At 66.5% G+C, this 25,789-nt stretch carries 35 protein-coding genes; 3 read left to right on the top strand and 32 right to left on the bottom strand.

What is annotated here, in order from left to right:
• Window positions 1-14 precede the first annotated feature (14 nt).
• A complete protein-coding gene (locus tag ABQE44_RS04210; protein WP_448428783.1) occupies window positions 15-995 on the top strand; it encodes an NAD(P)-dependent oxidoreductase in 981 nt (326 codons plus the stop codon).
• Entirely contained in the window at window positions 992-1,645 is a 654-nt protein-coding gene (locus tag ABQE44_RS04205; RefSeq protein ID WP_448428459.1) for an L-fuculose-phosphate aldolase, read from the top strand. The genes ABQE44_RS04210 and ABQE44_RS04205 overlap by 4 nt, the downstream gene beginning before the upstream one ends.
• Window positions 1,646-1,650: 5 nt before the next feature.
• Here the strand turns inward: ABQE44_RS04205 and sppA are convergent, their stop codons facing one another.
• The 15 genes from sppA to ABQE44_RS04130 all read right to left on the bottom strand — a co-directional run bounded on the left by sppA (window position 1,651) and on the right by ABQE44_RS04130 (window position 12,717).
• A complete protein-coding gene (sppA, locus tag ABQE44_RS04200) occupies window positions 1,651-3,441 on the bottom strand; it encodes a signal peptide peptidase SppA (RefSeq protein WP_448428457.1) in 1,791 nt (596 codons plus the stop codon).
• Between the two features lie 89 nt (window positions 3,442-3,530).
• A complete protein-coding gene (gene rplO, locus ABQE44_RS04195) occupies window positions 3,531-3,977 on the bottom strand; it encodes a 50S ribosomal protein L15 (RefSeq protein ID WP_427058591.1) in 447 nt (148 codons plus the stop codon).
• 3 nt (window positions 3,978-3,980) lie between these two features.
• Complete coding sequence (gene rpmD / locus ABQE44_RS04190) at window positions 3,981-4,160, bottom strand: 50S ribosomal protein L30 (protein ID WP_448392795.1); 180 nt, start codon at window positions 4,158-4,160, stop codon at window positions 3,981-3,983.
• A 2-nt stretch (window positions 4,161-4,162) separates the two neighbouring features.
• The gene (gene rpsE / locus ABQE44_RS04185) at window positions 4,163-4,822 is read right to left on the bottom strand and encodes a 30S ribosomal protein S5 (RefSeq protein ID WP_448392794.1); all 660 of its coding nucleotides are present in this window, start codon (window positions 4,820-4,822) and stop codon (window positions 4,163-4,165) included.
• A gap of 25 nt (window positions 4,823-4,847) precedes the next feature.
• Window positions 4,848-5,252, bottom strand: coding sequence for a 50S ribosomal protein L18 (gene rplR / locus ABQE44_RS04180; protein WP_448392793.1), 405 nt, complete (start codon window positions 5,250-5,252; stop codon window positions 4,848-4,850).
• A gap of 2 nt (window positions 5,253-5,254) precedes the next feature.
• Window positions 5,255-5,794 carry a 50S ribosomal protein L6 gene (rplF, locus tag ABQE44_RS04175; protein ID WP_448428456.1) on the bottom strand — a complete coding sequence of 180 codons (540 nt, stop codon included), beginning with the start codon at window positions 5,792-5,794 and terminating at the stop codon, window positions 5,255-5,257.
• A gap of 13 nt (window positions 5,795-5,807) precedes the next feature.
• The gene (gene rpsH, locus ABQE44_RS04170; protein WP_069405603.1) at window positions 5,808-6,206 is read right to left on the bottom strand and encodes a 30S ribosomal protein S8; all 399 of its coding nucleotides are present in this window, start codon (window positions 6,204-6,206) and stop codon (window positions 5,808-5,810) included.
• Between the two features lie 74 nt (window positions 6,207-6,280).
• Window positions 6,281-6,466 (bottom strand): type Z 30S ribosomal protein S14, encoded by a 186-nt coding sequence (locus ABQE44_RS04165; RefSeq protein WP_448428454.1) that lies wholly within the window; start codon window positions 6,464-6,466, stop codon window positions 6,281-6,283.
• Window positions 6,467-6,471: 5 nt separating this feature from the next.
• Window positions 6,472-7,038: a 50S ribosomal protein L5 gene (rplE, locus tag ABQE44_RS04160; protein WP_448428452.1), complete on the bottom strand. Its 567-nt coding sequence runs from the start codon at window positions 7,036-7,038 to the stop codon at window positions 6,472-6,474.
• Window positions 7,035-7,355, bottom strand: a complete 321-nt coding sequence (gene rplX / locus ABQE44_RS04155) for a 50S ribosomal protein L24 (RefSeq protein ID WP_448392789.1) — start codon at window positions 7,353-7,355, stop codon at window positions 7,035-7,037. Before rplX ends, rplE begins: the two co-directional genes overlap by 4 nt.
• The gene (rplN, locus tag ABQE44_RS04150; protein ID WP_128107848.1) at window positions 7,356-7,724 is read right to left on the bottom strand and encodes a 50S ribosomal protein L14; all 369 of its coding nucleotides are present in this window, start codon (window positions 7,722-7,724) and stop codon (window positions 7,356-7,358) included.
• Window positions 7,725-7,986: 262 nt separating this feature from the next.
• On the bottom strand, window positions 7,987-8,871 hold the full coding sequence (locus ABQE44_RS04145; RefSeq protein ID WP_448428450.1) for a formylglycine-generating enzyme family protein: 885 nt from the start codon (window positions 8,869-8,871) through the stop codon (window positions 7,987-7,989).
• A 4-nt stretch (window positions 8,872-8,875) separates the two neighbouring features.
• A complete protein-coding gene (locus tag ABQE44_RS04140) occupies window positions 8,876-9,568 on the bottom strand; it encodes a hypothetical protein (protein ID WP_448392787.1) in 693 nt (230 codons plus the stop codon).
• 103 nt (window positions 9,569-9,671) lie between these two features.
• Entirely contained in the window at window positions 9,672-12,023 is a 2,352-nt protein-coding gene (locus ABQE44_RS04135; RefSeq protein ID WP_448428448.1) for an arylsulfatase, read from the bottom strand.
• Window positions 12,024-12,057: 34 nt separating this feature from the next.
• Window positions 12,058-12,717: a DUF2306 domain-containing protein gene (locus ABQE44_RS04130; RefSeq protein ID WP_448428446.1), complete on the bottom strand. Its 660-nt coding sequence runs from the start codon at window positions 12,715-12,717 to the stop codon at window positions 12,058-12,060.
• Window positions 12,718-12,774: 57 nt separating this feature from the next.
• Here ABQE44_RS04130 and ABQE44_RS04125 point away from each other — a divergent pair, with 57 nt between their 5' ends.
• Window positions 12,775-13,464 (top strand): TetR/AcrR family transcriptional regulator C-terminal domain-containing protein, encoded by a 690-nt coding sequence (locus ABQE44_RS04125; protein WP_448428444.1) that lies wholly within the window; start codon window positions 12,775-12,777, stop codon window positions 13,462-13,464.
• Window positions 13,465-13,470: 6 nt separating this feature from the next.
• Here ABQE44_RS04125 and ABQE44_RS04120 read toward each other — a convergent pair whose 3' ends face one another.
• From ABQE44_RS04120 to rplC, 17 genes are all read right to left on the bottom strand, one after another.
• Window positions 13,471-15,153 carry an ArnT family glycosyltransferase gene (locus ABQE44_RS04120; protein WP_448428781.1) on the bottom strand — a complete coding sequence of 561 codons (1,683 nt, stop codon included), beginning with the start codon at window positions 15,151-15,153 and terminating at the stop codon, window positions 13,471-13,473.
• Window positions 15,154-15,155: 2 nt separating this feature from the next.
• A complete protein-coding gene (locus ABQE44_RS04115) occupies window positions 15,156-16,631 on the bottom strand; it encodes a glycosyltransferase (protein WP_448392783.1) in 1,476 nt (491 codons plus the stop codon).
• Window positions 16,628-17,281: a hypothetical protein gene (locus ABQE44_RS04110; RefSeq protein WP_448428442.1), complete on the bottom strand. Its 654-nt coding sequence runs from the start codon at window positions 17,279-17,281 to the stop codon at window positions 16,628-16,630. The genes ABQE44_RS04115 and ABQE44_RS04110 overlap by 4 nt, the downstream gene beginning before the upstream one ends.
• Window positions 17,282-17,313: 32 nt before the next feature.
• Complete coding sequence (locus ABQE44_RS04105) at window positions 17,314-18,156, bottom strand: hypothetical protein (RefSeq protein ID WP_448428440.1); 843 nt, start codon at window positions 18,154-18,156, stop codon at window positions 17,314-17,316.
• On the bottom strand, window positions 18,153-19,784 hold the full coding sequence (locus ABQE44_RS04100) for a hypothetical protein (protein ID WP_448428438.1): 1,632 nt from the start codon (window positions 19,782-19,784) through the stop codon (window positions 18,153-18,155). Before ABQE44_RS04100 ends, ABQE44_RS04105 begins: the two co-directional genes overlap by 4 nt.
• The gene (locus ABQE44_RS04095) at window positions 19,742-20,104 is read right to left on the bottom strand and encodes a hypothetical protein (RefSeq protein ID WP_448428436.1); all 363 of its coding nucleotides are present in this window, start codon (window positions 20,102-20,104) and stop codon (window positions 19,742-19,744) included. Before ABQE44_RS04095 ends, ABQE44_RS04100 begins: the two co-directional genes overlap by 43 nt.
• A gap of 66 nt (window positions 20,105-20,170) precedes the next feature.
• Window positions 20,171-20,434, bottom strand: coding sequence for a hypothetical protein (locus tag ABQE44_RS04090; protein WP_448428434.1), 264 nt, complete (start codon window positions 20,432-20,434; stop codon window positions 20,171-20,173).
• A gap of 157 nt (window positions 20,435-20,591) precedes the next feature.
• Complete coding sequence (rpsQ, locus tag ABQE44_RS04085; protein ID WP_448392780.1) at window positions 20,592-20,906, bottom strand: 30S ribosomal protein S17; 315 nt, start codon at window positions 20,904-20,906, stop codon at window positions 20,592-20,594.
• Entirely contained in the window at window positions 20,906-21,139 is a 234-nt protein-coding gene (rpmC, locus tag ABQE44_RS04080; RefSeq protein ID WP_064345597.1) for a 50S ribosomal protein L29, read from the bottom strand. The genes rpsQ and rpmC overlap by 1 nt, the downstream gene beginning before the upstream one ends.
• Window positions 21,139-21,555: a 50S ribosomal protein L16 gene (gene rplP / locus ABQE44_RS04075; RefSeq protein WP_046753689.1), complete on the bottom strand. Its 417-nt coding sequence runs from the start codon at window positions 21,553-21,555 to the stop codon at window positions 21,139-21,141. The genes rpmC and rplP overlap by 1 nt, the downstream gene beginning before the upstream one ends.
• A 2-nt stretch (window positions 21,556-21,557) precedes the next feature.
• The gene (rpsC, locus tag ABQE44_RS04070; protein WP_448392779.1) at window positions 21,558-22,415 is read right to left on the bottom strand and encodes a 30S ribosomal protein S3; all 858 of its coding nucleotides are present in this window, start codon (window positions 22,413-22,415) and stop codon (window positions 21,558-21,560) included.
• Entirely contained in the window at window positions 22,415-23,011 is a 597-nt protein-coding gene (gene rplV, locus ABQE44_RS04065) for a 50S ribosomal protein L22 (RefSeq protein WP_448428432.1), read from the bottom strand. Before rplV ends, rpsC begins: the two co-directional genes overlap by 1 nt.
• Window positions 23,011-23,292, bottom strand: coding sequence for a 30S ribosomal protein S19 (gene rpsS / locus ABQE44_RS04060; RefSeq protein WP_006245110.1), 282 nt, complete (start codon window positions 23,290-23,292; stop codon window positions 23,011-23,013). The genes rplV and rpsS overlap by 1 nt, the downstream gene beginning before the upstream one ends.
• Window positions 23,293-23,301: 9 nt before the next feature.
• Complete coding sequence (gene rplB / locus ABQE44_RS04055) at window positions 23,302-24,144, bottom strand: 50S ribosomal protein L2 (RefSeq protein ID WP_448392777.1); 843 nt, start codon at window positions 24,142-24,144, stop codon at window positions 23,302-23,304.
• Between the two features lie 28 nt (window positions 24,145-24,172).
• On the bottom strand, window positions 24,173-24,475 hold the full coding sequence (gene rplW / locus ABQE44_RS04050) for a 50S ribosomal protein L23 (RefSeq protein WP_448392776.1): 303 nt from the start codon (window positions 24,473-24,475) through the stop codon (window positions 24,173-24,175).
• Window positions 24,475-25,131: a 50S ribosomal protein L4 gene (gene rplD, locus ABQE44_RS04045; RefSeq protein ID WP_448392775.1), complete on the bottom strand. Its 657-nt coding sequence runs from the start codon at window positions 25,129-25,131 to the stop codon at window positions 24,475-24,477. The genes rplW and rplD overlap by 1 nt, the downstream gene beginning before the upstream one ends.
• Before the next feature lie 2 nt (window positions 25,132-25,133).
• The gene (gene rplC / locus ABQE44_RS04040) at window positions 25,134-25,784 is read right to left on the bottom strand and encodes a 50S ribosomal protein L3 (RefSeq protein WP_448392774.1); all 651 of its coding nucleotides are present in this window, start codon (window positions 25,782-25,784) and stop codon (window positions 25,134-25,136) included.
• Window positions 25,785-25,789: the final 5 nt, after the last annotated feature.

Genomic DNA, 25,789 nt, shown 5'->3' with positions numbered 1-25,789 from the left:
CGCCAGCATGAGCAATCGTGACCCGACTTCGCGCGCTCGTGACCGCACCGCTTCGCGGTCCGGGCTTCGACAAACTGCAGCAGTTGGTCGACGTGGTGTATGACCCCTGGATCGAGTTGCGCCCGCTGCGGATCTACACGGCCGAACAGCTCGCCGAGCGCGTGTCGGCGGAGCGCGCCGATGTGCTTGTAGTGGAAGGTGATTCGGTTACCGGGCCGGTTTTCGGCCTGCCGCTGCGTGCGGTCGCCGCCACCCGCGGAGACCCGAACAACGTCGACGTCTCCGGCGCCACTGCGGCGCGAATCCCGGTGCTGCACACCCCCGCCCGCAACGCCGACGCCGTTGCGGAGATGGCCGTCGGCCTGTTGTTCGCCGCGACGCGCCATGTGCTCACCGCCGACGCCGACGTCCGCGCCGGTGAGGTGTTTCGCGACGGCACCATCCCCTACCAGCGTTTCCGCGCGTGGGAGGTCGCGGGCCGCACGGCAGGCCTGGTCGGGCTGGGCGCGGTGGCGCGCGCCCTGCGGTGGCGGCTCGAGGGGCTGGGGATGACGGTGATCGCCTACGACCCCTTCCACGACGAGGCTCGCCACAGCCTCGACGAACTGCTCGCCGAGGCCGACGTCGTGTCGCTGCACGCACCGGTCACCGAGGACACCGTCGGCATGATCGGCGCCGCTCAGTTCGCCGCGATGCGCGACGAAGTGGTGTTCCTCAACACCGCGCGCGCCCAGTTACACGACACCGACGCGCTGGTCGACGCGCTGCGGCGGGGCAAGGTGGCCGCGGCGGGTCTGGATCATTTCGTCGGCGAATGGCTGCCGCCGGAGCATCCGCTGGCGGCGATGGACAACGTCGTGCTCACCCCGCACATCGGCGGGGCGACGTGGAACACTGAGGCACGGCAGGCGCAGATGGTCGCCGACGGCCTGGAAGCGCTGCTGGCGGGGCGCACACCCGCCCATATCGTCAATCCGGAGGTGCTCAGGCCATGAGGTTCGTGGACAACCCCGAGGACGCGGTGCTCGCAGCGGCCAAGGACATGCTGCGCCGCGGCCTGGTCGAGGGTACGGCAGGCAACATCTCGGCCCGGCGCGAGGACGGAAACCTCGTGATCACACCGTCATCGGTGGACTACCGCGATATGGCGCTCGAGGACCTCGTCGTCGTCGACCCGGACGGTGCGGTGGTGTCGGGAAAGGACGGTCGGGCGCCTTCGTCGGAGATGGCGCTGCACCTGGCGTGCTATCGCGCGTTCGACGACATCGGCAGCGTGATCCACAGCCATCCCGTCTGGGCGACGATGTTCGCCGTTGCGCACCAACCGATTCCGGCATGTATCGACGAGTTTGCCGTCTACTGCGGCGGCGATATCCGTTGCGCCGACTACGCGGCGTCCGGCACCGCCGACGTCGGCCACAACGCGGTGAAGGCGTTGCAGAACCGCGCGGCTGCGCTGATCGCCAACCACGGTCTGGTCGCCGTCGCGCCGCGGCCGGACAAGGCGCTGCACGTCACCGCGCTGGTGGAGCGCACCGCGCAGATCGTATGGGGCGCACGGGCGCTGGGCGGTCCGGTGCCGATACCCGAGGACGTCAACCATAACTTCGCCGCGGTGTACGGGTACCTGCGCCAGCAGGGGTGACCACCTCAAAAGCGGGAGTCACCCAGCCACAGCGCGCTCACTCCGGACAGCGAGCGCTCGGCATTGTCGAGCACACCCACCACCGAGCGGCCCACCAGCGCCGCGAACGCCTCCGGCAGCGAGGCCGCCGCGGGCTGCGACGACGGCTTGGGTCGCAGCAGGTCCATCAACGACGAACCGGGATAGGCAACCGTGCGGACCTCGTCCTCCGCGTCGAGCCCGGCCAGCACCTGCGCGCGGTTGATCGCGGTGCGCAGCCCACCGAGTTCGTCGACAAGGCCACGCTCCAGCGCGTCGGCGCCCGTCCACACCCGCCCCCGGGCGACCACCTCGACGTCCTCGACGCTCAGGTTGCGACCCTGGGCGACCCGCTCGATGAAGTCGGTGTAGAACAGGTCCGCTTCGTCCTCGACGTGCGCGCGCTGTTCTTCGGTGAACGGTTGGTTGACCGACCACGCGTCGGCGTTTCGGTTGGTGCGCACCGAATCCGACCCCACCCCGAGCCGGTCCTTGAGCTCACGCGCCACCAGCTTGCCGGCCACCACACCGATCGACCCGGTGATCGTCCCGGGGTTGGCGACGATCGTATCGGCGGCCATCGACACGTAGTAACCACCGGACGCCGCCACCGAACCCATCGACGCAACGACCGGGGTTCCGTTGTCACGCACCCGGTCCACCTCGCGCCAAATGGTTTCCGACCCGGTGACTGAGCCGCCGGGGCTGTCGACCCGCAGCACGATGGCCACGACGTCATCGTCGGCGGCGGCTTCGCGCAAAGCCGCGGTGATGGTGTCGGCGCCGACGCTCGAGTTGCCCAGCGGCAGCATCGGAGGCCCGCCGCGACCGCTGACGATCGGCCCGTCCAGCGTCACCACCGCGACGACCGGTTTGGCCTTGCCGGCGATCGCGGGCAGTGACGGCCCCGATCGCGGCGCGGTGGCCCGCGCATACCGCGACAGATACAACCGCGGGGGCGCGTCGTCGGAGTCGGCATCGCCGGTTTCCGGTGATATCCCCGGCGCACCAACCAGTTCGCCGATGCGGGCATAGGCTTCGTCACGGAAGCCGATGCGGTCGACGAGCCGGCCCATGACGGCGTCGTCGCGCAGCAACGGCGCCTTGTCGACGAGTGCGTCGAGCTCCTCGGGATCGAGATGGCGCGACTGGCCCACGTCGGCCAGCACCTGGGCGTGCAGGCTTTCGATCAGCCGGCTGTCGGCTTCCCGGTGGGCGTCGGTGTAGCTGTTCTCCGTGAAACGGTTTGCGGCCGACTTGTATTCGCCGCGGGCGACGAACTGCGCCTCGAGGCCCGCCTTGTCCAGCGCGTCACGCAGGAACATCGCGCTGGTGGCGAAGCCGACCAACCCGACGGAGCCCGACGGCTGCATCCACACTTCGCGAAACGCGGACGCCAGGTAGTAGGACATGGTGCCCGGATAGGTCTCGGCCCACGCCAGCGACGGTTTGGCGTCGCTGAATGCCGCGATCGCCGACCGCAGTTCCTGCACCGGCCCCGCTGCGGCGCCCGGAAGCTGGATCCGCGCGATCAGGCCCGCGACCCTGGGGTCCTCGGCGGCGCGGTGGATGGCCTCGACGGCCGCCCGAAGCAGCACCGGCCGGCCGCCGGCCAGAAACGCGAACGGGTCGAATCCGCCGGTCTCGTTGGGCACCGATAGCAGGTCGAGCTCCAGCACAACACCGTCCGGCACGCCACGGTGGCGGGCGGTGTCCATGCGCTTGACCAGTGCGCGAATGTCGTCAACTCCGGGGACGCCGGGCAGCAATGCGAACATGCTTCGAGCGTACCGACGCCGCGCCGACTTCAAGCCGGCGGTTTGTGTGCAGTTCGTTGCGGTGAGCGCAACAAACTGCACACAAATCCCTACAGTTCGGTCGCCGAACCGCCTGCCGCGGTGATCTTTTCGCGCGCGCTACCGCTGAACTTGTGCGCGGTGACATTCACCTTCGCGGTCAGCTTGCCGTCGCCGAGCACCTTCACCAGCGTGTTCTTGCGCACCGCACCCGCCGCCACCAGCTCGTCCACGCCGATATCGCCGCCGTTGGGGAACAGCTTGTTGATATCGCCGACGTTGACAACCTCATACTCGGTGCGGAACCGGTTCTTGAACCCCTTGAGCTTGGGCAGTCGCATGTGAATCGGCATCTGGCCGCCCTCGAACGTCGCGGGGACGTTCTTGCGGGCCTTGGTGCCCTTGGTGCCGCGACCGGCGGTCTTCCCGCGGCCGGAACCCTCACCGCGACCCACCCGGGTCTTGGCCGTCTTGGAGCCGGGAGCCGGCTTCAGGTCGTGCAGCTTGATGGGTGTCATCGGTTAGACCTCCTCCACCTGTACGAGGTGATGCACGGTCTTGATCAGCCCGCGCGTCTGCGGGTTGTCGTCGCGGACGACGGACTGCCGGATCCGGCGCAGTCCCAGCGTCCGCAGGGTTTCCCGCTGCTTCCAGCGCGCACCGATGGTGCTGCGCACCTGGGTGATCTTCAGCTCTGCCATGGCTATGCCGACCCTTCCCGTGTGGTCGATGCCGCCAATGCCTCGGCCTCGCGCCGGGCGCGGAGCATGCCTGCCGGCGCCACATCCTCGATGGGCAGACCGCGCCGGGCGGCGACCTCTTCGGGACGCTGCAGCATCTTGAGCGCGGCGACGGTGGCGTGCACCACGTTGATCGCGTTGTCACTGCCCAGCGACTTGGCCAGGATGTCGCGCACGCCAGCGCATTCCAGCACCGCGCGAACGGCGCCGCCGGCGATCACACCGGTACCGGGGCTGGCCGGACGCAGCATCACCACACCGGCTGCGGCTTCACCCTGCACCGGATGCGTGATGGTGCCGCCGATCAGCGGAACCCGGAAGAAGTTCTTGCGCGCTTCTTCGACGCCCTTGGCGATGGCGGCCGGAACCTCCTTGGCCTTGCCGTAGCCGACGCCGACCATGCCGTTGCCGTCGCCGACGATCACCAGCGCGGTGAAGCTGAACCGGCGGCCACCCTTGACCACCTTGGAAACTCGGTTGATCGAGACGACGCGCTCAAGGTAGTTGCTCTTGTCACCGTCGCGGCCACGGCCGCCCCGGTCGTCGCGCCGACCCCGTCCCTCGCGCTCACCGCGCGCCGGGCGGCCTTCTGGGGGGCCGCCGGCGGTTGCCTGTTCGGCCATCATGCAGTCCTTCCGTTAACAGTCATTAGAACTTCAGCCCGCCTTCGCGCGCCGCGTCGGCCAGTGCCGCTATCCGTCCACCGTAGGTGTATCCACCGCGGTCGAACACGACCTTGTCGATCCCGGCGGCCTTGGCCCGCTCGGCGATCAGCTGACCGACGCGCACGCTGTGGGCCTTCTTGTCGCCGTCGACCGCGCGCACATCGGGCTCGATCGACGACGCGGCAGCAAGCGTGGTGCCGTTGACGTCGTTCACCAGCTGCACGTGAATGTGCCGTGACGACCGGTGCACGACCAGGCGGGGCAGCTCGGCCGTGCCGGAGATCTTCTTACGGAGCCGGGCATGCCGCCGCAGCCGCGCGGTGCGCCGAGTCTCGGAGATGTTGCGCCCCACGGCCACGCGCTTCGCGGACTCTGTCTGAGAAGCCATATCTACTTACCTGTCTTTCCGACCTTGCGGCGGATCTGTTCACCCGCGTAGCGAACGCCCTTGCCCTTGTAGGGGTCCGGGCGGCGCAGCCGGCGGATGTTCGCCGAGATCTGACCGACCTTCTGCTTGTCGATACCCGAGATCGAGAACTTGGTGGGCGACTCCACCGCGAAGGCGATGCCCTCCGGCGCCTCGACGCTGACGGGATGGCTGAAGCCAAGGGAGAACTCGAGGGTGTTGCCCTTGAGCTGCACGCGGTAACCGACGCCGTGGATCTCCATCTTGGTGGTGTAACCCTCGGTCACCCCGGTGATCAGGTTGGCCACCAGCGTGCGCGACAACCCGTGCAGCGAACGGTTGTGCCGGTCGTCGTCGGGTCGGGTCACCACGATGGCGCCCTCGTCGTCGCGCGACACCTTGATCGGCTCGGCGACGGCCAGTTCAAGAGAACCCTTGGGCCCCTTGACCGCCACGTGCTGACCTTCGATGGTCACGTCGACCCCGGATGGCACCAGGACCGGTTGCTTTCCAATGCGGGACATGTCTAAACCTCCCTCACCACACGTACGCGAGGACTTCGCCGCCCACGCCCTCGCGAGCCGCCTGGCGATCGGTCTTCAGCCCGGCCGACGTCGAAATGATCGCCACACCAAGGCCGCCGAGCACCCGCGGCAGGTTCGTGGACTTGGCATAGACGCGCAGACCGGGCTTGGACACCCGGCGCAGACCCGCAATGCTGCGCTCACGGCTTGGCCCGTACTTCAATTGCACCACCAACGATTTGCCGACCCGAGCATCCTCGGTGCGGTAATCGGAGATGTAACCCTCGGTCTTGAGGATCTCGGCGATGTTGGCCTTCAGCTTCGAGTGCGGCAACGTCACCTCATCGTGGTACGCCGAATTGGCGTTGCGCAGACGCGTCAAGAAGTCTGCGATCGGATCCGTCATGGTCATGACAGCCGGTTCACCTTCCTCGCGGCGGTTCCCATACGGGCCTGCCGCGCACCTGTTCTAGTAGTGGTCTGCTGTTACCAGCTGGCCTTTTGGACGCCGGGCAGTTCGCCGGCATGTGCCATCTCGCGCACGCAGATCCGGCACAGGCCGAACTTGCGAAACACCGCGCGAGGCCGGCCGCACTTCTGACACCGCGTGTAGCCGCGCACCTTGAACTTCGGCTTCTTGTTGGCCTTGTTGACCAATGCCTTCTTTGCCATCTAGCTCAGTTCTCCTTGAACGGAAAGCCCAGCGCCCGCAACAGGGCCCGGCCTTCGTCGTCGGTCGTCGCCGAGGTGACGACGGTGATGTCCATACCGCGTGGGCGGTCGATGCTGTCCACGTCGATCTCGTGGAACACCGACTGCTCGGTCAGCCCGAACGTGTAGTTGCCGGTGCCGTCGAACTGCTTGGGCGAAAGCCCGCGGAAGTCGCGGATACGCGGCAGCGCAATCGAGATCAGCCGATCGAGGAACTCCCACATCCGGTCGCCGCGCAGCGTGACGCGGGCGCCGATCGGCATGCCCTCGCGCAGCTTGAACTGTGCGATCGACTTGCGGGCCCGGCGCACCTCCGGCTTCTGGCCGGTGATGAGCGCGAGATCGTTGACGGCGCCGTTGATCAGCTTGGCGTCGCGGGCGGCGTCACCGACGCCCATGTTGACGACGACCTTGACCACGCCGGGGATCTGCATGACGTTGCCGTAGCCGAACTCCTGGCGGAGCGAATCCCGGATTTCTTGGCGGTAGCGCTGCTTGAGGCGCGGCAGGCTCTTGGTTTCGGTGCTGGTCATGAGATGTCCTTGCCGTTGGTTTTGGCGATGCGGACCTTCTTGCCGGTCTCGTCGTCCCTGCGGTACCCGACGCGGGTCGGCTTACCGTCGGAGTCGACGACCATCACGTTGGACACGTGGATCGGTGCCTCCTGGGTGACGATGCCGCCGGATTGGGCGCCGCGCTCGTTGCTCGACACCGCGGTGTGCTTCTTGATCCGGTTCACACCCTCGACGAGCACCTTGTTACGGGTCGGGTAGGCCACCAGCACCTTGCCCTTGGCGCCCTTGTCCTTACCGGAGATCACCAGCACGGTGTCGCCTTTGTGGACCTTCATCTACAACACCTCCGGGGCGAGCGAGACGATCTTCATGAAGCGCTTCTCGCGCAGTTCACGGCCGACCGGGCCGAAGATGCGCGTGCCGCGCGGATCGTTGTCGGGCTTGATGATGACCGCGGCGTTCTCGTCGAACTTGATGTAGCTGCCGTCGGCGCGGCGGCGCTCCTTGACGGTGCGCACGATCACGGCCTTCACGATCTCGCCGCGCTTGATGTTGCCGCCGGGTATGGCTTCCTTGACGGTCGCCACGATGACATCGCCGATGCCGGCGTAGCGCCGCCCGGAGCCGCCGAGCACCCGGATGCACAGGATCTCCCGTGCGCCGGTGTTGTCGGCGACCTTCACCCGCGATTCCTGCTGAATCACTCGATCTCCTCGACCTGGTATTTGTATGCACGCCAGATACCGACCTGGACGTACGCGGTCTTGCTGTCACCGAAGGGCACGCGGGGCCTATCCGGGAAGGATCGGCCGAGGTCTGCCCAAGGCAACCGCTTAATACTAGGTCACGACCTGCGCTGAACCAAATCCGTCACCTCACCGCCGACTCGCCGCCGACTCGCCGCCGAACGTGGGTTACCAGCACGCTTTGCCCCCGGTCAGCGTGCGTCGACTCCACTCTCGGCGTTCAGGCGTCGGCCACGCAGCGGAAGCCGATGTGGGTGGTCGCGCTGTCCTGCGACTGCGGTGACCGCGCCGAGGGCCGGTAGCGGTGGCAGTACTCGGGGGCGCACAGGTGCGAGCCGCCCTTGAGGGCCTGGTGAACGGCCGGATCGGCGGGTCCGCTCGGTGTGCAGCAGGCCTTCGGCGGCTCGTCGAGGCGGTGATGGCCCTGAAACCGCGTCGTCGTCCACTCCCACACGTTGCCGATCATGTCGACCAGGCCGAACGCGTTGGGCGGAAACGTGCCGACCGGCGACGTGCCGATCCAGCCGAGGGCGCCGGTGTTGCGGTACGGGAAGTCGCCCTGCCAGATGTTGGCCATCACCTGCCCGCCCGGGCTCACCTCGTCTCCCCAGGAATAGGTCGACGTCGTCCCCCCGCGGGCGGCGAACTCCCACTCGGCCTCGGTGGGTAGCCGGCGACCGGCCCAGCGTGCGTAGGCGGCGGCGTCCGGATAGGCCACCTGCACGACGGGGTGGTCCGCGCGGTCCTGCCACGACGGCCCGTCGGGCCCGAACGGGTGCCGCCAGCACGCCCCCGGCGTCCACGTCCACCACTGCCGCCAGTCGCGCAGGTCGACGGGCCCGGATGTGGGTCGAAACACCAACCCGCCCGGAACCAGGTCCTCGGCCGAAGCGCCCGGGTAGAGCGCCGGATCCATCGGCCGTTCGGCGACGGTGCGGTAGCCGGTCTCGGCGACGAACGCGGCGAACTGGGCGTTGGTCACCGGATGGCGCTCGACGGCGAACGCGGCGACCGTGACGGTGTGCGACGGCGCCTCTTCCGGATAGAACTGCGTCGAGCCCATCCGGAAGGACCCGCCCGCCACCTCGACGAGCTCGGTGCGCATGAGCTCAGGGTAGAACGACGGTGAAGTCGGCCATCAGGGGTGAGGTCATCGGGTCGAAGTGCGGGGTGTCGGCCGGCCCTTCGACGTGGATGGCGACGAGATAGTTGTTCGTGTTGGTCCAGATGTGCGCGATGCGGTCACCGAATTCGACGGCGTCCGCTGTCGCGCCCGACCACATCCCCAGCAGCTTCTGCCCGCTGTAGCCGCACAGTTCGGCAGGTAACACGCTGACGCTGCTGACGTTGGCCCCCGCCATCGCGTCGTTGACGTACTTCTCGAATGCCTCAGCCGGATCCAACTGTGTGCGCGCAATCGTCACTGTCGCCGAAAGCCCGTCCGGGCCCTGCAGTTTCGCGCCGATGTCACCGTCGCCCGCCGACGTGGACCAGCCCTCCGGCAGGGCGACGGTGATCCTGGGTGCCGCCGGGTCGTCGACCTTCGCGACCACGCCGACCGGCGGCGGGTCGGGAGGTTCGCAGGTGGCCTCCCCCGCGGGCACCGGTGTGCGCGTGGTGGGGGCGATGCCGGGTTCGGGAAGTGTGATCTGCGGCGTCGGGATGGCCCGCGTCGACGGCGTCGACGTGGCGGGGACGGCGATATCGGCGGGCACCGGCATGCCTTCGCTGGTCCTGTCGCAGGCGGTGAACACGACGGCGCCGAGGCCGAGCGCGGCCAGCGCCGCCCACCGGGTGCTCATCAGTCCTTCGCCACTGTCAATCGCTTCAGTCCTTCGCCACTGTCAATCGCTTCAGTCCTTCGCCACTGTCAATCGCTTCAGTCCTTCGCCACTGTCAATCGCTTCAGTCCTTCGCAAAAGCGCGCGCGAACTCACGTTCGACATCGACATACGGCTGGCCCGAGACATCGACGTTCACCTGGGCGATGGTGCCGCCGGTGAACGCGAAAGGTGGTTTGTAGGAGCTTGATACCGGTGAGCCAGTATTGCGGCCGACGCCGAGTGCGGCGCCCGCGAGGCCGAACGTTCCCGGGTGGATCTTCATCCCGGTCATCGTGGCCACCTCGGCGTCGTCGATGTAGAGCGCGGCGTCGCCGATCGGGGTATGGCTGCCCTCGACCGTGCCGGTCCGGGTGAACGCGACACCGAACCTGTGCCGGCCCGCTGGCACGGTGTCACGCGACGACAACTTCTGCTCGTCTTCACCGAGGAAGTTGTAGACGTAGTGCAGCCGGCCGTCCTGCAGGAACAGCGCGTGTCCACCATGTGCCGCACCGTGTTTGAACACCACGCCTTGGGCGTCGGTGCTCTCGGTGGTGACCTCGGCGATGACGACGAACGACCGACCCGCGATCTCCACGGCGGCGCCCGTCCCGACCTCGGCGGCCCCCGGATAGTACACGTAGCTGTCCCGGGCACCGGCCAGGCTCGGCCGCCACCGGCCGATGGTTTCGAACACGTCGAGGTCCCCGAGGGGAAGACCGTTGTACTTGTCGGCCTCGCTGAACCACAGCGCCTTGAGTTCTTCGAGCTTCTCCGGGTGCTCGGCGGCCAGATCACGGGTTTGGCTGCGGTCGGCCTCGATGTGATAAAGCTCCCAGCGGTCCTTGTCGAAATGTGACCAGCCCGCCGGTGACGCCGGGTGCACCGCGTTCGCGAACCACCCCTTGTGCCAGATCCCGCGGGTACCCAGCATGGTGTAAAACTGTGTCTCCTTACCGGTCGGCATATCCGGATCGGTAAGGGCCACTTTGAAGCTCATCCCGTCGAGTGGCTTCTGGGGTATCCCCTTGACGGTGGCGGGTGGGGTGATCTCGAGCAGGTCGTACACCGTCGGGGTGATGTCACAGACGTTGACGTAGTTGTCGCGCACCTCCCCGTGCGCACGGATGCCCTTGGGCCAGGAGATGATCGCCGTATCGGCAATACCACCCTCGTGGGACGCGTAGCGCTTGAACAGTTTGTAGGGCGTGTTGAACGCCATCGCCCAGCCGATCGGATAGTGGTTGTAGGTCTCGGGCCCGCCGAGGACGTCGAGGACTTTCAGCCCGTCCTCGACGGTGTCGATGTAGCCGTTGAAGAACTTGACCTCGTTCACCGAGCCGTTCGGGCCGCCCTCGCCGCTGGCGCCGTTATCGGAGATGACCACGATGATGGTGTTGTCGAGTTGGCCGGACTGCTCCAAATAGTCCAGCACGCGGCCGATTTGGTCGTCGGTGTAGGACAGGAACCCGGCGAACACCTCGGCCATCCTGGTGAACAGCTTCTTCTCGTCATCGTCGAGTTCGTCCCAGGGCCGCACCGTATCCTGCTCCGGCCACTTCTGGCCGTCCGGGCCCGTAACATCCAGATACGGGTTGATCGCCGAGAGTTCGGTATCCGGCGGAACGATGCCGAGCCGTTTCTGGTTCTCCAGCACCACTTCGCGGTAGCGCTCGTAGCCCATGTCGAACTTGCCCGCGTACCGGTCCGACCACTCCTTGAACACGTGATGCGGCGCATGCCCGGCGCCGGGACACAAGTAGGTGAACCACGGCTTGTCGGGAGCGATCACCTTGGCATCGCGAATGAACTCGATTGTCTTGTCGGCGAGGTCTTTAGACAGGTGGTAGCCGTCCTCCGGGGTGCTCGGCGGCGCGACGGGATGGTTGTCGTAGACGAGGTCGGGATACCACTGGTCGGTCTCACCGCCCATGAACCCGTAGAACCGCTCGAACCCGCGCGACAGCGGCCAATGTCGTTTGGTAGACGCCAGATTCGACTCCTCGAGCGGTGTCATGTGCCACTTGCCAACCGCGTAGGTGTTGTAGCCGTTCTCGGCGAGCACTTCGGACAACAGCGCCGAGTCATGCGGGATGCGCCCGCTGCAGCCGGGAAACCCGTCGGTGAACTCTTCGACGGTGGCCATGCCGACCGTCGTCGGGTTGCGGCCGGTGAGCAGTGCGGCGCGGGTCGGCGAGCACAACGCGGTGGTGTGGAACTGTGTCAGCCGAACACCGCGATCGGCGATGCGGCTCATGGTTGGCATCTCGACCAGACCGCCGAAGCAGTCCCACGTGGCGATGCCGACATCGTCCCAGACGAGGTACAAGACGTTGGGCGCCCCCTCGGGCGCCACCGGTGCGGCGTACGGCCCCCAGTCGGGTTCGGAATCTCGGATGTCGAGTTCGATTTTGCCGTGAAATTCCGTCGCCATGGCCCGCACGCTACACGCGCGCGGCGACGGTTTGCTAAGGAATCGGCGACGTTGCGATCACGGGTTTCTTGTTCAGCCACCACTGCACGAGACCCAATGGAATCACCCAGCCCAGCCAGCCCACGGTGCCGGCCACGAACCAGAGGAAGCGCTCCTGGTTGCCGCCAAACACAGTGTCCTGCAACGGATGGAACGTGATGAAAACGATGGGCGACCAGACTCGGTTGGTGATGATCGAAAACGTCAGCGTCGCACTGCGAATCATGTGCCGTCGATGCTCGGCGAAATCCCGCTGCCGTGCCGCCAGGAATCCGTTGACCGTGAACCAGAGCCACAGCGTGCCCAGCACGACGTTGCTGACCGCCAGTACCGGACCGAACGGCGTGGCCGCTCCGATGACGATGGCCGACGCGGCGGCCGGAATCGTCGTACCGACATAGACGCGGCCGGTGCGCCGATGCAGGGTGGGGTGGCGGCGACGCAGGCCGGGCCAGAGTTGGGCGACGGCAGTCACCATCGCGAGGCTGCCCAACATGACGTGGGCAACCAACAACGGGTAGTGCAGGGCGAACGTCGCCGGTACCCGGGTGTCGCCGCTGAAGTACGGCCGCAGCGAGTAGACCAGAAACGCTGTGACGACCACGAGCAGCGCTCCGGCGAGCCGCCGGCCGGGGATTGTTTTTGCGTATGTCATACGCAGGAAGCGTATGGCATACGCGCCCCAGCGTGCAATCGTTTATGCTGGCGAGAAATGACCGAACCTCTGCCCCGCGCGCTGGAGATTTTGTGGCGCGAACCGAGCGCACCCCGACGCTCAGCAGGGCTGAGCCGTGAACGCATCGTCGATGCGGCCATTGCGGTGGCCGACGCCGATGGTCTGGGCTCGCTGTCGATGGCCCGGTTGGCCGAGCGTCTCGGTTGCGGCACGATGTCGCTGTACCGGCACGTCGCCAACAAGGATGAGCTGTTGACTTTCATGCTGTCGGCGGCCACGGGACAACCACCTACCCTCGACCCATCGGATTGGCGTGCGGCGCTAAGTGATTGGGCTATGGGCTTGTGGCAGCTCTACCACCGGCACCCGTGGATTCTGCAGGCCAGCGTCGCGGGCCCGCCCGCCGATCCGGGCCAGGTGGCTTGGCTGGATGCAGGCCTGGCGGCGTTGGGCCGTACCGGGATGGCCGAACGCGACAAGCTCGCGGCGGTGTTGGTCGTGCTGCACTTCGCGCGGGGCGCAGCGGCGGTACACCTTGAAGCCAGTCATGTCGACAGCCCGGACTACCCCGCGCTGCTTCGCCGGGTGATCGACACGGATCGGTTTCCCGCGTTGAGCGCGGCGCTGGCGGACGGGGTGTTCGACGACGCCGACACCGACCGCGAGGCCGACTTCCGGTCGGGGTTGCGTCAACTGCTCGACGGCATCGCGACCCGGGTGAAGTAGCCGCGGTTAGGCGTTCGGTGACACGTCGTTGACCCGGTAGAGCCGCCAGTCGGGTTGGCTGTCACCGTTGTTCGGGATTTCGAGCTCGAGCGTGGCGATATCGGCGCCGGTGTCGTACAGCGTCGGGTACCGCAGGTTCAGCGCGTCCGCGGTGCCACGGCCCTCCCGTGGGATCGCGAGCATGTACCTGACGCTGTGGGCGGTCGGCGCGTTCAGCACCGCGGTGAAGTCCGGATCGGAGGGCACCACGAACATTCGCGGGCGACTCGAGGCCGCCAGGATGGCGAACCCGTACTCGGTGTCGACGATGACCGAACCGTCCGGAAGGTCGAGCCGTTCAAGGTAATCGGCGATCTCACGTTCGGTGGAAAAGCTGGCGGCGACCCGGTGCTCGATGGCTTTGCGCTCGTCGACGCTGTCGGGCTGCGGTGCCAGCACCGCGCCGAGCGCGTACTCCTGGGGCGCGTACTCGGGCTGTCCCATCCCCCACGCGGTGACGGGTATGGCGACCGCGAACGCCGCTGCCACCGGGGCGTAAACGGCCCAGGACCGCCGTCGCCCGGCCGCCCCAGCTGCGGGCCGCGCCGTGGCGAACTTACCGCGTCGCTTGGCGGGTGCCAGCACGCCATCGGGCACGGCGAGCATCGCCAGGCACGCCGCAAGCGGGACCGCGATGATGTAGAACCGCAGAAACGGAAACGTGGACCCGGTGGCGTAGCTGATGGTCTGAAATGCCAGCGCGGCACCGAATATCGCGACCGGTGGAGCCAGCACATGCCAGTCGGGTGCGCGTCGTCGGCGTGCCACAGCGAGGATGGTAAGTGGCATCAATGTCGGCGCCAACAAGGTGATGCAGATCGCCGCGAAGGTGAGCCCCTCACCGAAATTGGGTGCGCTGTGGCCGGATTGCTCGAGGATGGCGGCGTTCCCGTACTGCGAGGTGAACTGTCCGAACGCCTCGCCGGTGATCAACCAGCTGACCCCGGCCCAGCCGAGGAAGGCGGCCAGGCCCGGACCGCTGACCATGACCATGTCCAGCAGCGCGCGGCGCAGCCGGGGGACAGGACGCGCGCGCAGATAGGTCGTCCCACCCACCAGTACGCCGGCAGCCGCGATGCAGGCCACAGCGTCGTATCGGGTCAGGTAGGCCAGGCCCATCGCGATGCCGCCCGCCGTCACCAGGTGGTGAACGTCGTCGTCGAACATCCACATGATGAGCCGCCGCACCGCCCAGGACATGAAGAACAGGAACGGCGCCTCGCTCATGCCGTTGGCGCCGTAGAAAATGATCATCGGGTTGAGCGCGAACAACGCCGTGATCGCCAGCACGTAGGTGCGTGGTAGTCCGCGGTCGGTGCCCATGCTCATGATTTGGATGACCGCACCGGCCATGAAGACCGCCGACATGATGGTTCCGGAGAATGCCCGTTCCGCCATATCCGGCCACACCGGGCTGGCGGCGATTGCCGGTATCTGCACCACTGCGGTCAACGGCGTGAAGATGAACCCGATTGCGGCCAGGTGCGGGTCGCGGCTGAACAGCACCGCCTGAGCCGCCGAGACCCGCGCCAGCGCGTCGCCCATGATGAACCCGTTTTGGACCTGAAGCCAGTAACCGACGGCCAGGTAGGCGGTCAGCGCCATCAGAAACATGATCGCGCGGAGCCGACGGTTCGACCACCCGGCCATGGTCATGTGGACCCGTCGTCGTCATCGGGTTGTTCGGCGAGGCCGTGAAAAGTCTTCTCCCAGTACGACGGATTACGCACCAGCTGATAGCAGCCCTTGGCGGCGGCGATGCTCATCATCAACCAGAAGGCCGGCACGGTCAGCGCCGCCAGCAGAAGGTCGGATCGGTCGTCTTCGCGCAGCGCGATCAGGTTCATGTAGAGGGTGGTGGCGTTCCCCAGCACCAACGCGATCAACGCGGGAAAGTAGACGAACGCCGGGAACACATCCTCGACGACCGCGGGCTGGCCGAGGAACCACAAGAGCGTGATCAGCCAGAACGCCAAGTTCAGCACGGCGACGATCGGCGTACCGCCCAACACCAGGTTGAACCGGACGAATCCGCGCAGCCCGATGGTGCGGAACAGTTGGACCGGCTGCCGGATATGGACCAGCCAGGTCTGCAAATATCCCTTGTACCAACGAGATCGCTGGCGAATCCAGTTGATCGGATCGCTGTTGGCTTCCTCGAGGGTACTCGAATCGATGACGGCCGTATGGTAACCGTGCGCGGCGATACGCAGTCCGAGGTCGGCGTCTTCGGTGACATTGAAAGGATCCCAGGCGCCGATCTCGTCTAATACGCTGCGCCGCAGATGGTTCGACGTGCCTCCCAAGGGGATGGGCGACGTGCTCATCATCATGCCTGGCAGCAGGTAGCCGAACCACAGCGCGTACTCTGCGGTGAACCAGGCGGTCAAAATGTTCTGGTGGCCGTTGTAGTACACCAGCTTCGCCTGCACGCATGCGGTCTTCTCTGAGAGGCGGCGAAACGCAGCGACCACCCGTCGAAGCTGCAACGGTTCGGGCATGTCCTCGGCGTCGTAGATCGTGACGATGTCGCCGGTGGCGAAGTGCAGACCGTAGTTGCACGCCTTCGGTTTCGTGCGCGGTTCCGCGGGCGGAACCAACAGGATGGTGATCGCATCGGATTGTTCACATGCCTTGGCGGCGTTGATGGTCACGGCGTCATCGGCCTCGAGCAGCAACAGCACCTGGAGTTTGTCTCGCGGGTACTCCAGCGCGGCCATCGATCCGATCAGGTCGCCGACGACCTCGGGTTCGTTGTAGGCGGGCACCAGGATCGTGTAGCGCGGCAGTTCATGGTCATCGAGCGCGCGTGCCTCCTCGTCGGATATGACTATCGCGCGCGAGGCCAGCCCCTCGCGAAAGATCAGTACCCGGTCGAGCATGGTCAGCAGGTAGGCGAGCGTACACGCGGCGACGAGCACCACCGCCGTCGTCATCGGTTTCCAGACAACGCCGATGACCACGACAGCGAGCGCGGCCCACAGCATCCACCGTTGCCATCGCACGAGCGGACTCGACGCAGAATGCATCGGATTGTCTTCGCGCAGGCCTTCAATCGCGCGGTGTAGTGCACGCGTCTGCGCTGTTTCGGGTGTCCCGGCGGCGGCCGCGTCGATGTTCGTGGTCATCGGTGCCCCGCCGCCATGAATTGCGCAGCCACCAGCGCACGGCCGAACTCGGTCAACAGGTCACTGTCTTTGAACCCCGGCGAGTCGTCGCTGAGTACAGCGTTACCCCGGAACAACATCGTGATCAGCGTCCGCAGTGTGGACGCCATGCTGTCGGACGGTGTCGGGAACAGTGCGTCGGGTTCATGGTTGTCGACCGCGAAGACCGTGATGCGTTGGCCGACCTGCGAGTCGCGCCAACCGAAAGTCAGCCCGGTCCAGGTGATGAGCAGCTTGTCGTCGACCACTGAGTAGAGGGATCCCGTGACGCCGGACCCGAGGTCGATACGCTCGGCCGGGCTGAGCCTCGCTTCGGCGAGTTCGTAGAGCACTCGCATCGGATAGATTTCGAACGCAAACGGGCGCGCGGTCACGATGCTGTCGACCACGAGCGTGCGGGGCCGCGCGTACTTGTCGAAGCGGGGATCCCCGGTGCTGGCCGTCATCCGTTGTCGGGTGAGCACGGTGCCACCGCCGTAGAACCGATGTACCCAGTCGAAATTCTCGTAGCCCGTTGAGGTCCAGCCCGGTGGTGCGACCAGCGGCTGTCCCGCGACGGGCCGGCCGGGGGCGGTGCCGGAGAGCCGCGACGCGGTGGCATCGACCGGCACGGAAAAAATTGTCAGCACGATCGCCACCGCGATCACCAGTGGTACTGCGCTCCAAACCTGCCCGGCGGCAAGGGGTTCCACCTTGCGGTCCAGGACGCGTTTGGGCAGGCCACGCCGGGACTGAAAGTACATGGCGATACCGACCACCGATATGGCGGTGAGCGCGGGCACCTGTTGGTACACCCACACGGGTGCGGAGTTGAAGAACAACCCGATCGCGATGAGCGTGGCGAAGCCGACACCCCATGCCGCCGCCGACCCGATGAACCCGCGCCGGAAGGTGCGTCCGACACGCCGATACCGGTGCCGATCGCCGCGATGATCAGAGTGGATGCGCCCGCGGCGAATTTCCCGCCGCCCAGAAACACCACCGACAGGTAGTACGGCAGCGAGAACACCATGAACATCAGCCCCCACACCCACGCGAAGCGGATGACCGGGCGCAGGCCGAAAAGCACGATGCTCGAACTGAGCACGAACAACCACATCGCCACCAGATCGAGCCGCAGCAAATAGAAATACAGTGCGAATCGCGGCACCAGCACCGCCTGGACCAATACGGCCAGTACCAGCCCCATGCTGCCGACGATGATGTCGGTCTGGCGGTCATGAATCGGCAATTCGGTGCGGTGCCGACGCGCCACGCCGATCGCCACCAGCACCGCTGCCGCAGGCACCACCCACACGTATCCGCCGACGCCCTCGTTTCGGGTGGTCCGGATGACGCTGGCAATGCTGTCGTGAAATGCCACGGCGGTGCAGGCCACGATGAACGCCCACCGCACCGCCAACCGGTACGACGGGTGCAGGGAGTACCACCACGACAGAAGTGACCGTATGGTTGAGGCCGCGCGGTCTGCCGTCGCGGTGCTCATGGTCGGCCTCGGGCCCGCCTGTTGCGCAACACGATCAGCGTGACACCCACGACGAGCAACACTCCCATGCCGCCCAGGAACACCCACGACCACCGGATGCGGTCTTCTGCGGTGGCCTCTTGCGACCGTTGCTCAGCATCGGTGGCCACCACGACGGGACTTTGGTCGGGCATCGCGATGAGCGCGTTACCGCCGACCCGCGACCAACGTTCGACATCCGAGTTGATCCAGTTCAGCAGATCGTCGAGCTGTGCAGAGCCGTTGTTGGAGGTGGCGATCAGCAGGGTACGGTCACCGTCAACGACCGTCTGCAGCGATCCGAACGGGCGCGCAGGATCCAGCGTGACCGTGCCCTCTTCCCCGGTCCCGTCGACGTTCGATACGGTGATCTGTCCTTGCGTATCGATGTTGACGGGCAACGTGATCCGGTCATCAGACCATCCTTCGGCGCTTACCAACACGGCCGGGTTGGTCGAGCTGATCGCGTCGTCGACTGAGGTGACAGTGGGTCCGATGCGCAGCGCGCTGAGCCGCTGCAGGGCGACCAGAAGGGCCACCGCGCGCCGGGTGTCGTCGAACCCGCCGTCGATGCCGACGTTCAGCCGTGGCATCAACGCCTGCGGTACCGACTGGAACCCGCCGGGCACCGGTGGTTTCGCCGCGGCGCTTTGCACCGGGCTGTCGCCGTCGATGGTGAGGGTGATCGGCTGGAATTCGCCGCAGCGGCCGGTGTTTCCGGCGATCCTGACCGCGACGCCAAGGTTGATGTAGCGCTGCAGCAGGTGATCGGGGACGTCGATCCAGCGATCGATGTTTCCCGACCCGTCAGTGGGCCACTGGTCGATGGTCTCACCGGCGACGGACGCGACGAGGTCGCCGCCGACCGACGACGGCAGCGGCGTGTACGAGCCGCGCAGGTGCACGCGGATGTTGTGCGCGGAGCGGCCGAGACGTGTCTGGTCCAGGCCGATCGTCACCTGCGGCGCCAACGCTGTCGCGTTCACCCCGGGTTGACCGAGTTCGCGCAGCGAGGTGACATCGGCCGGCAAGACCGGACTGGACCGAAGCGGTCCCGCTACGGCGCTCGAGCTCAGCGCGAGCCGTCCGACATCGCTGGACAGCAACCGCACCTGATCGGAAAGCGCGTCAGCAGAACCGGTTATCTGCAGAACCGGCACGCCGGTGTCACCCTGGAGCGCGACACCGGCGTCTGGGCTTTCCCGGATGACGACGTGGCGTTGCATCGGCGCCGACGGTTCGACGGGTGCATCCTGTTCGGCTTCAAGCGGGCTCACCGTCACTTCGGGATACTGCTGGCCGTAGTGGGCGACGACCGCGGTCGCCAACCGTATCGCCGCCTCGGACTCGGCGCGTGTCGGTGCCGCCGGCAAATACATGTTGAGCTGGCGCAGCACCGGCGGCAGAAAGTCAGCGACCGTGGTGGGCGCCGCTTCTACGCCGGTGTAGCGCACGGCGGTGTTGACCAGTCGCAGCGGGTTCGACGGATCCAGACAGTAGCCCTCGATCGGAACCAGGTAACTTCGCAGCGTCACCGTCGCCGCATTGTCCTCGATCCGCACCCCGGTCAACGGAATCGCCACCGGCCCGCCCTCAGGCGGCAGCGGCACCCGCGAAAGCGTGCGGTCGCCTTGCATCGCGGTGACGGTGCCGACCCCACGTTGACCGGCATCTCCACCACCGCGTCGACGCTCGCGGGGACCAGACCCCGGGGCACCGGAACGGTAATCGACATCACGCCCTGGTCGCCGTAGAACGCCAACGTCGACGTCGCACCGAGGACGTTGAGGCCAAGGCTGGGCGCGTCGGCCACCACGCCCCCCTCACCGGGTTGCGGCCACGCCGACGGGGCGGTGAGCGCCAGCACCAGCCCGACCCCGCATACGGCGCTGACGCACTTCGACCAAAATGGTGGATTCCCCCGAGTCACAGCAAATCAGTATGCCCAAAATTCAGGCGGGATCCGTCGAATACGAACTTTCCGGGCGTGGGATGTCTACCGGCTGCTAATCGACCCGGCCGAACGCGCGCAACCGGGCCAGGCTGTCCAACAACGAGCCGTACTGCCGGTCGTCTTCTCGGTCTCCATCCGGCAGTACTCGCCGACGATCAGCTTGAACTGCTCACGCGTACCGCCGTCGAACTCATACTTGGTCGGATAATTGAACCGGCCGCTCTGGATCCAACGGTGAACATCCTGTGCACCCACCTTGTTTTCGCGCGCGGTCGGCGCGCGAAAGCCACCGGGAATGACAGTCATTTACGCTCCTAATGCCGCGTCGAGTGTCGGGTTGTCCTACGCCAGTATCGAAATAGCGTCTGACAACTCGACACTCGGCGCAAAGAGGTCGCGTCGATAAGCGCAGAATCGCCCAACTTCATCCGAAGTTGGGCGATTCAGCGTGTGGTCGCGAGGGCTACTTGGCCTTTTCGAGGATCTCGACCAGCCGCCAGCGCTTGGTGGCCGACAGCGGGCGGGTCTCCATCAGCGAGACGCGGTCGCCGATGCCGGCATCCCCCTTCTCGTCGTGGGCCTTGACCTTCTTCGTGGTGCGGATGATCTTGCCGTAGAGCGGGTGGCTCTTACGGTCTTCGAGCTCGACCACGATGGTCTTTTGCATCTTGTCGCTGACCACGTAACCGATCGCGGTCTTGCGGCGGCCGCGCTGCTCTTCGGCGCGCGGTGTGCGCTTGGGCCCCTTGGGCTTTGCCTGGTCTTGTTTGGAAGCCATTACGAATCCTCACCTACAGGCCCGGAAGCCAGGCCCAACTCACGTTCGCGCAGCACGGTGTACACCCGCGCGATTTCCTGACGCACCGTTCGAAGCCGGCGGTTGTTGCTCAGCTGACCGGTAGCCATCTGGAAGCGCAGGTTGAACAGCTCTTCCTTGGACTCGCGCAGCCGCTCCTTGAGCTCGTCGTCGGTCAATTCGCGCAGTTCGCCCGGCGTCACTCCCACTGCCATCAGAAGTGCTCCTCTCGGGTAACGATGCGTGCCTTGATCGGCAACTTGTGGATCGCGCGAGTAAGTGCGGCCCGCGCGGTTTCTTCGTCGGGGTAGCTCAGCTCGAACAACACCCGGCCCGGCTTGACGTTGGCCACCCACCACTCCGGCGAACCCTTACCCGAGCCCATCCGGGTTTCGGCGGGCTTCTTGGTCAGCGGGCGGTCCGGGAAGATGTTGATCCACACCTTGCCGCCACGCTTGATGTGCCGGTTGATGGCGATACGGGCGGACTCGATCTGGCGGTTGGTGATGTAGGCGTGCTCCAGTGCCTGGATGCCGTAGTCACCGAAACTCACCGTGGTGCCGCCGCTGGCGAGACCGCGTTGCCTCGGGTGATGTTGCTTGCGGTGCTTGACCTTACGGGGAATCAGCATTGTCAGCTCTCTGTCTTCTCAGTCGTGGTCTCCGCGGCGGCACCGGCAGCGGCCTCGGTGCCCGCTGCAGCCTCGGCCGCCGCAGGGGCGGCTTCGGCCCCGGCAGCCGCGCGGCTGGCCTCGGTGCCCGTCGCGGTGGTGCCCGATGCACCGCTGCGGCGCGGGCGGGTACCCGACGGGCGCTCGCGACGTGGCCGCTCCGAGGGCGGTGCCACCGTCAACTCGCGCTTGCCACCGACGATGTCGCCCTTGTAGATCCACACCTTCACGCCGATGCGGCCGAACGTCGTCTTCGCCTCGTACAGGCCGTAGTCGATGTCGGCGCGCAGCGTGTGCAGCGGCACCCGGCCCTCGCGGTAGAACTCCGAACGGCTCATCTCAGCGCCGCCGAGACGGCCCGAGCACTGCACGCGGATGCCCTTGACGTTGGGTTGACGCATCGCCGACTGGATCGCCTTACGCATGGCGCGGCGGAACGCGACGCGGTTGCTCAACTGCTCGGCGACGCCCTGAGCCACCAACTGTGCCTGGGACTCCGGGTTTTTCACCTCGAGGATGTTCAGCTGTACCTGCTTGCCGGTCAGCTTCTCCAGGTCGGCGCGGATGCGGTCGGCCTCGGTGCCGCGGCGGCCGATCACGATGCCCGGCCGCGCGGTGTGGATGTCGACGCGCACCCGGTCGCGGGTCCGCTCGATCTCCACGTCGGCGATGCCGGCCCGCTCCAGGCCGGTGGCCAGCAGCCGCCGGATCGCGACGTCTTCCTTGACGTAGTCCTTGTACTGCTTGTCTGCATACCACCGGGACTTCCAGCCGGTGGTGATACCGAGCCGGAAGCCGTGGGGATTGATTTTCTGGCCCACTACTCCGAGCCCTCCTTCGCGTCGGACGCTTCAGCAGTCTTCTTAGCGGCAGCCTGCTCAGCCGGCGCCTTCTTGGCGGCAGCTTTCTTGGCCGGTGCCTTTTCAGCGGTTGCCTTTTCGGCGGTCGCCTTCTCCGCAGGTGCCTTCTTCGCGGGCGCCTTCTTGGCGGCGGCAGCCTTGCTGCCCTGCGCCCGGCGGGCCCGCGACGCGCTGGCCGACCTGCCGCCCCCGTCGTCCTTCGATGGCCGGCTCTCCAGGATCACCGTGATGTGGCTGGTGCGCTTGCGGATCCGGAACGCGCGGCCCTGTGCGCGGGGGCGGATGCGCTTGGCGGTCGGCCCCTCGTCGGCGTGGATGGTGGCCACCACCAGGGTGGACGGATCCAGGCCGTCGTTGTTCTGCGCGTTGGCGGCAGCGCTGGCGATCACCTTGGCGACCGGCTCGCCGGCCGCCTGCGGCGCCCACCGCAGGATGTCGAGCGCATCGGCCACCGGCTTACCGCGCACCAGGTCGATGACCCGGCGCGCCTTCATCGGCGAGACGCGCACAAACCGCGCCTTGGCGACGGCGGTCGGATATTCAGTCGCTGTAGTCATTAGCGCCTCTTGGCCTTCCGGTCGTCTTTGATGTGACCCTTGAACGTGCGGGTCGGTGCGAACTCACCGAGCTTGTGCCCGACCATCGACTCGGTGACGAACACCGGGACGTGCTTGCGGCCGTCGTGCACCGCGAAGGTGTGCCCGATGAAGTCGGGGATGATCGTCGAGCGACGCGACCAGGTCTTGATGACCTGCTTGGTGTTCTTCTCGTTCTGAACGTCGACCTTCTTGAGCAGATGGTCGTCGACGAACGGACCTTTTTTCAGGCTGCGTGGCATCGTCTACTCCTACCGGTGATGCTTCTTGCCCGTGCGACGGCGTCGGACGATGAGCTGGTCGCTTGGCTTGTTGGGCTTGCGGGTACGGCCCTCGGGCTTACCCCACGGGCTGACTGGGTGGCGGCCGCCGGAGGTCTTGCCCTCACCGCCGCCGTGCGGGTGGTCGACCGGGTTCATCACGACACCGCGGACGCTGGGGCGCTTGCCCTTCCACCGCATCCGGCCGGCCTTGCCCCAGTTGATGTTGACCTGTTCGGAGTTGCCGACCTGGCCGACGGTGGCGCGGCAGCGCACGTCGACGCGGCGGATCTCACCGGAGGGCATACGCAGCGAGGCGTAGGTGCCTTCCTTGCCGAGCAGCTGGATGCTCACACCCGCCGAGCGGGCCAGCTTGGCGCCGCCGCCGGGCCGCAGCTCCACGGCGTGGATGACGGTACCGGCGGGGATGTTGCGCAGCGGCAGGCTGTTACCGGGCTTGATGTCGGCGTTGGGACCCGACTCCACCACGTCACCCTGCGACAGACCTTGCGGGGCGATGATGTAGCGCTTCTCGCCGTCGAAGTAGTGCAGTAGCGCGATGTGGGCCGTGCGGTTGGGGTCATACTCGATGTGCGCGACCTTGGCGTTGATGCCGTCCTTGTCGTGGCGACGGAAGTCGATCACCCGGTAGGCGCGCTTGTGGCCGCCACCTTTGTGCCGCGTGGTGATCCGGCCGTGCGCGTTGCGCCCACCCTTGCCGTGCAGCGGACGCACCAGCGACTTCTCCGGATGGTCGCGAGTGATCTCGGCGAAATCGGAGACGCTGGCACCGCGACGACCCGGGGTCGTCGGCTTGTACTTGCGAATTGCCATGTTTCTCTTGGTCTCTCTGATCCCCGGGCTAGGCCGGTGCTCCGAACAAATCGATGGGCTTGCTTCCCTCGGCCAGCGTGACGATGGCGCGCTTGGTGTTCTTGCGCTTGCCGTAACCGGTGCGGGTGCGCTTGCGCTTGCCCTGCCGGTTGGCGGTGTTCACCGACGCGACCTTGACCTTGAAGATCTTCTCGATAGCGATCTTGATCTGGGTCTTGTTCGAGTCCGGGTGAACGATGAAGGTGTAGACGTTGTCCTCGATGAGCCCGTAGGACTTCTCCGAGATGACCGGGGACAAGATGATGTCGCGGGGGTCAGTGACGGTCGCCATCAGGCCGACACCTCCTCATTGCTGTTCGAGCTGATGTACGCGTTGAGGGCCTCGACGCTGAACACCACGTCGTCGGCCTTCAACACGTCGTAGGTGTTGAGCTGATCCGGCGAAATCACATGCACGCCAGGAAGGTTGCGCACGCTCTTGACGCTGGTCTCGTCGGTGCGCCCGATCACAACCAGCACCTGCTTGCGGTCGGTCAGGGTGGCCAGGAAGCTCTTGGCGCTCTTGGTCGACGGCGTCTGGCCCTCAACCAGTTCGGTGACCGCGTGGATGCGGCCGTTGCGCGCCCGGTCCGACAGCGCGCCGCGCAGTGCCGCCGCGATCATCTTCTTCGGGGTGCGCTGGCTGTAGTCCCGCGGCTTCGGGCCGTGCACGATGCCGCCGCCGGTGAACTGCGGCGCGCGGATCGAACCCTGGCGGGCGCGTCCGGTGCCCTTCTGCCGGTACGGCTTCTTACCGCCGCCACGAACCTCGGCGCGGGTCTTGGTCGAGTGCGTGCCCTGGCGAGCCGCGGCCTGCTGCGCGGTCACCACCTGGTGCATCAGTGCGATGTTGGCGTCGACGTCGAACAGCGCGGCGGGCAGCTCGACCGAGCCGTCCGTCTTGCCGCCCGGGGTGTGGACGTCAATCTTGAGGGTGTTGGCAGCCATATCTACTTCTCGCCTCGCTTGATTGCGCTGCGGACCATCACCAGACCGCCGTTGCGGCCGGGGATGGCGCCCTTGATCAAAATCACGCCGTTTTCGGCATCGACCTTGTGCACCAACAGGTTCTGCGTGGTGACGCGGTCATTGCCCATCCGGCCCGCCATCCGGGTGCCCTTGAACACCCGGCCCGGCGTCGCGCAGCCGCCGATGGAACCGGGGCGGCGATGCACGGCCTGGGCGCCGTGGCTGGCGCCCTGACCGGAAAAGCCGTGGCGCTTCATCGTGCCGGCGAAGCCCTTGCCCTTGCTGGTGCCGGTGACGTCGACATAGCTGCCGTCGCTGAAGATCTCGGCGGTCAGCTCCTGGCCGACCTCGTATTCGTCGGCGGCGCCGTCGTCGAGCCGCAGCTCAGCGAGATGGCGGCGGGGGTTGACGCCCGCGGCGTCGTACTGACCCTTCAGCGGCTTGTTCACCTTGCGCGGGTTGATCTCGCCGTAGGCCAGCTGCACGGCGCTGTAGCCGTCGCGCTCGGCGGTGCGGATGCGCGTGACGACGTTGGGACCGGCCTTGACGACCGTCACCGGCACGACCCTGTTGTTCTCGTCGAACACCTGCGTCATGCCCAGCTTGGTGCCCAGAATGCCTCTCCTAGCCATTTCTC

It is taken from the genome of Mycolicibacterium sp. XJ2546, assembly GCF_053483195.1.
Note: the sequence above shows the minus strand (reverse complement) of the source record. Positions and strands in the feature narration are given on the sequence as shown.

Coding starts and splice junctions, on each gene's coding strand:
- ABQE44_RS04205 (WP_448428459.1), top strand. CDS start 992: ATGAGGTTCGTGGACAACCCCGAGGACGCGGTGCTCGCAGCGGCCAAG.
- sppA (WP_448428457.1), bottom strand. CDS start 3,441: ATGTTCGCATTGCTGCCCGGCGTCCCCGGAGTTGACGACATTCGCGCA.
- rplO (WP_427058591.1), bottom strand. CDS start 3,977: ATGACACCCATCAAGCTGCACGACCTGAAGCCGGCTCCCGGCTCCAAG.
- rpmD (WP_448392795.1), bottom strand. CDS start 4,160: ATGGCAGAGCTGAAGATCACCCAGGTGCGCAGCACCATCGGTGCGCGC.
- rpsE (WP_448392794.1), bottom strand. CDS start 4,822: ATGGCCGAACAGGCAACCGCCGGCGGCCCCCCAGAAGGCCGCCCGGCG.
- rplR (WP_448392793.1), bottom strand. CDS start 5,252: ATGGCTTCTCAGACAGAGTCCGCGAAGCGCGTGGCCGTGGGGCGCAAC.
- rplF (WP_448428456.1), bottom strand. CDS start 5,794: ATGTCCCGCATTGGAAAGCAACCGGTCCTGGTGCCATCCGGGGTCGAC.
- rpsH (WP_069405603.1), bottom strand. CDS start 6,206: ATGACCATGACGGATCCGATCGCAGACTTCTTGACGCGTCTGCGCAAC.
- ABQE44_RS04165 (WP_448428454.1), bottom strand. CDS start 6,466: ATGGCAAAGAAGGCATTGGTCAACAAGGCCAACAAGAAGCCGAAGTTC.
- rplE (WP_448428452.1), bottom strand. CDS start 7,038: ATGACCAGCACCGAAACCAAGAGCCTGCCGCGCCTCAAGCAGCGCTAC.
- rplX (WP_448392789.1), bottom strand. CDS start 7,355: ATGAAGGTCCACAAAGGCGACACCGTGCTGGTGATCTCCGGTAAGGAC.
- ABQE44_RS04145 (WP_448428450.1), bottom strand. CDS start 8,871: ATGCGCACCGAGCTCGTCGAGGTGGCGGGCGGGTCCTTCCGGATGGGC.
- ABQE44_RS04140 (WP_448392787.1), bottom strand. CDS start 9,568: ATGAGCACCCGGTGGGCGGCGCTGGCCGCGCTCGGCCTCGGCGCCGTC.
- ABQE44_RS04135 (WP_448428448.1), bottom strand. CDS start 12,023: ATGGCGACGGAATTTCACGGCAAAATCGAACTCGACATCCGAGATTCC.
- ABQE44_RS04130 (WP_448428446.1), bottom strand. CDS start 12,717: ATGACATACGCAAAAACAATCCCCGGCCGGCGGCTCGCCGGAGCGCTG.
- ABQE44_RS04125 (WP_448428444.1), top strand. CDS start 12,775: ATGACCGAACCTCTGCCCCGCGCGCTGGAGATTTTGTGGCGCGAACCG.
- ABQE44_RS04120 (WP_448428781.1), bottom strand. CDS start 15,153: ATGGCCGGGTGGTCGAACCGTCGGCTCCGCGCGATCATGTTTCTGATG.
- ABQE44_RS04115 (WP_448392783.1), bottom strand. CDS start 16,631: ATGACCACGAACATCGACGCGGCCGCCGCCGGGACACCCGAAACAGCG.
- ABQE44_RS04105 (WP_448428440.1), bottom strand. CDS start 18,156: ATGAGCACCGCGACGGCAGACCGCGCGGCCTCAACCATACGGTCACTT.
- ABQE44_RS04090 (WP_448428434.1), bottom strand. CDS start 20,434: ATGACTGTCATTCCCGGTGGCTTTCGCGCGCCGACCGCGCGCGAAAAC.
- rpsQ (WP_448392780.1), bottom strand. CDS start 20,906: ATGGCTTCCAAACAAGACCAGGCAAAGCCCAAGGGGCCCAAGCGCACA.
- rpmC (WP_064345597.1), bottom strand. CDS start 21,139: ATGGCAGTGGGAGTGACGCCGGGCGAACTGCGCGAATTGACCGACGAC.
- rplP (WP_046753689.1), bottom strand. CDS start 21,555: ATGCTGATTCCCCGTAAGGTCAAGCACCGCAAGCAACATCACCCGAGG.
- rplV (WP_448428432.1), bottom strand. CDS start 23,011: ATGACTACAGCGACTGAATATCCGACCGCCGTCGCCAAGGCGCGGTTT.
- rpsS (WP_006245110.1), bottom strand. CDS start 23,292: ATGCCACGCAGCCTGAAAAAAGGTCCGTTCGTCGACGACCATCTGCTC.
- rplB (WP_448392777.1), bottom strand. CDS start 24,144: ATGGCAATTCGCAAGTACAAGCCGACGACCCCGGGTCGTCGCGGTGCC.
- rplW (WP_448392776.1), bottom strand. CDS start 24,475: ATGGCGACCGTCACTGACCCCCGCGACATCATCTTGTCCCCGGTCATC.
- rplD (WP_448392775.1), bottom strand. CDS start 25,131: ATGGCTGCCAACACCCTCAAGATTGACGTCCACACCCCGGGCGGCAAG.
- rplC (WP_448392774.1), bottom strand. CDS start 25,784: ATGGCTAGGAGAGGCATTCTGGGCACCAAGCTGGGCATGACGCAGGTG.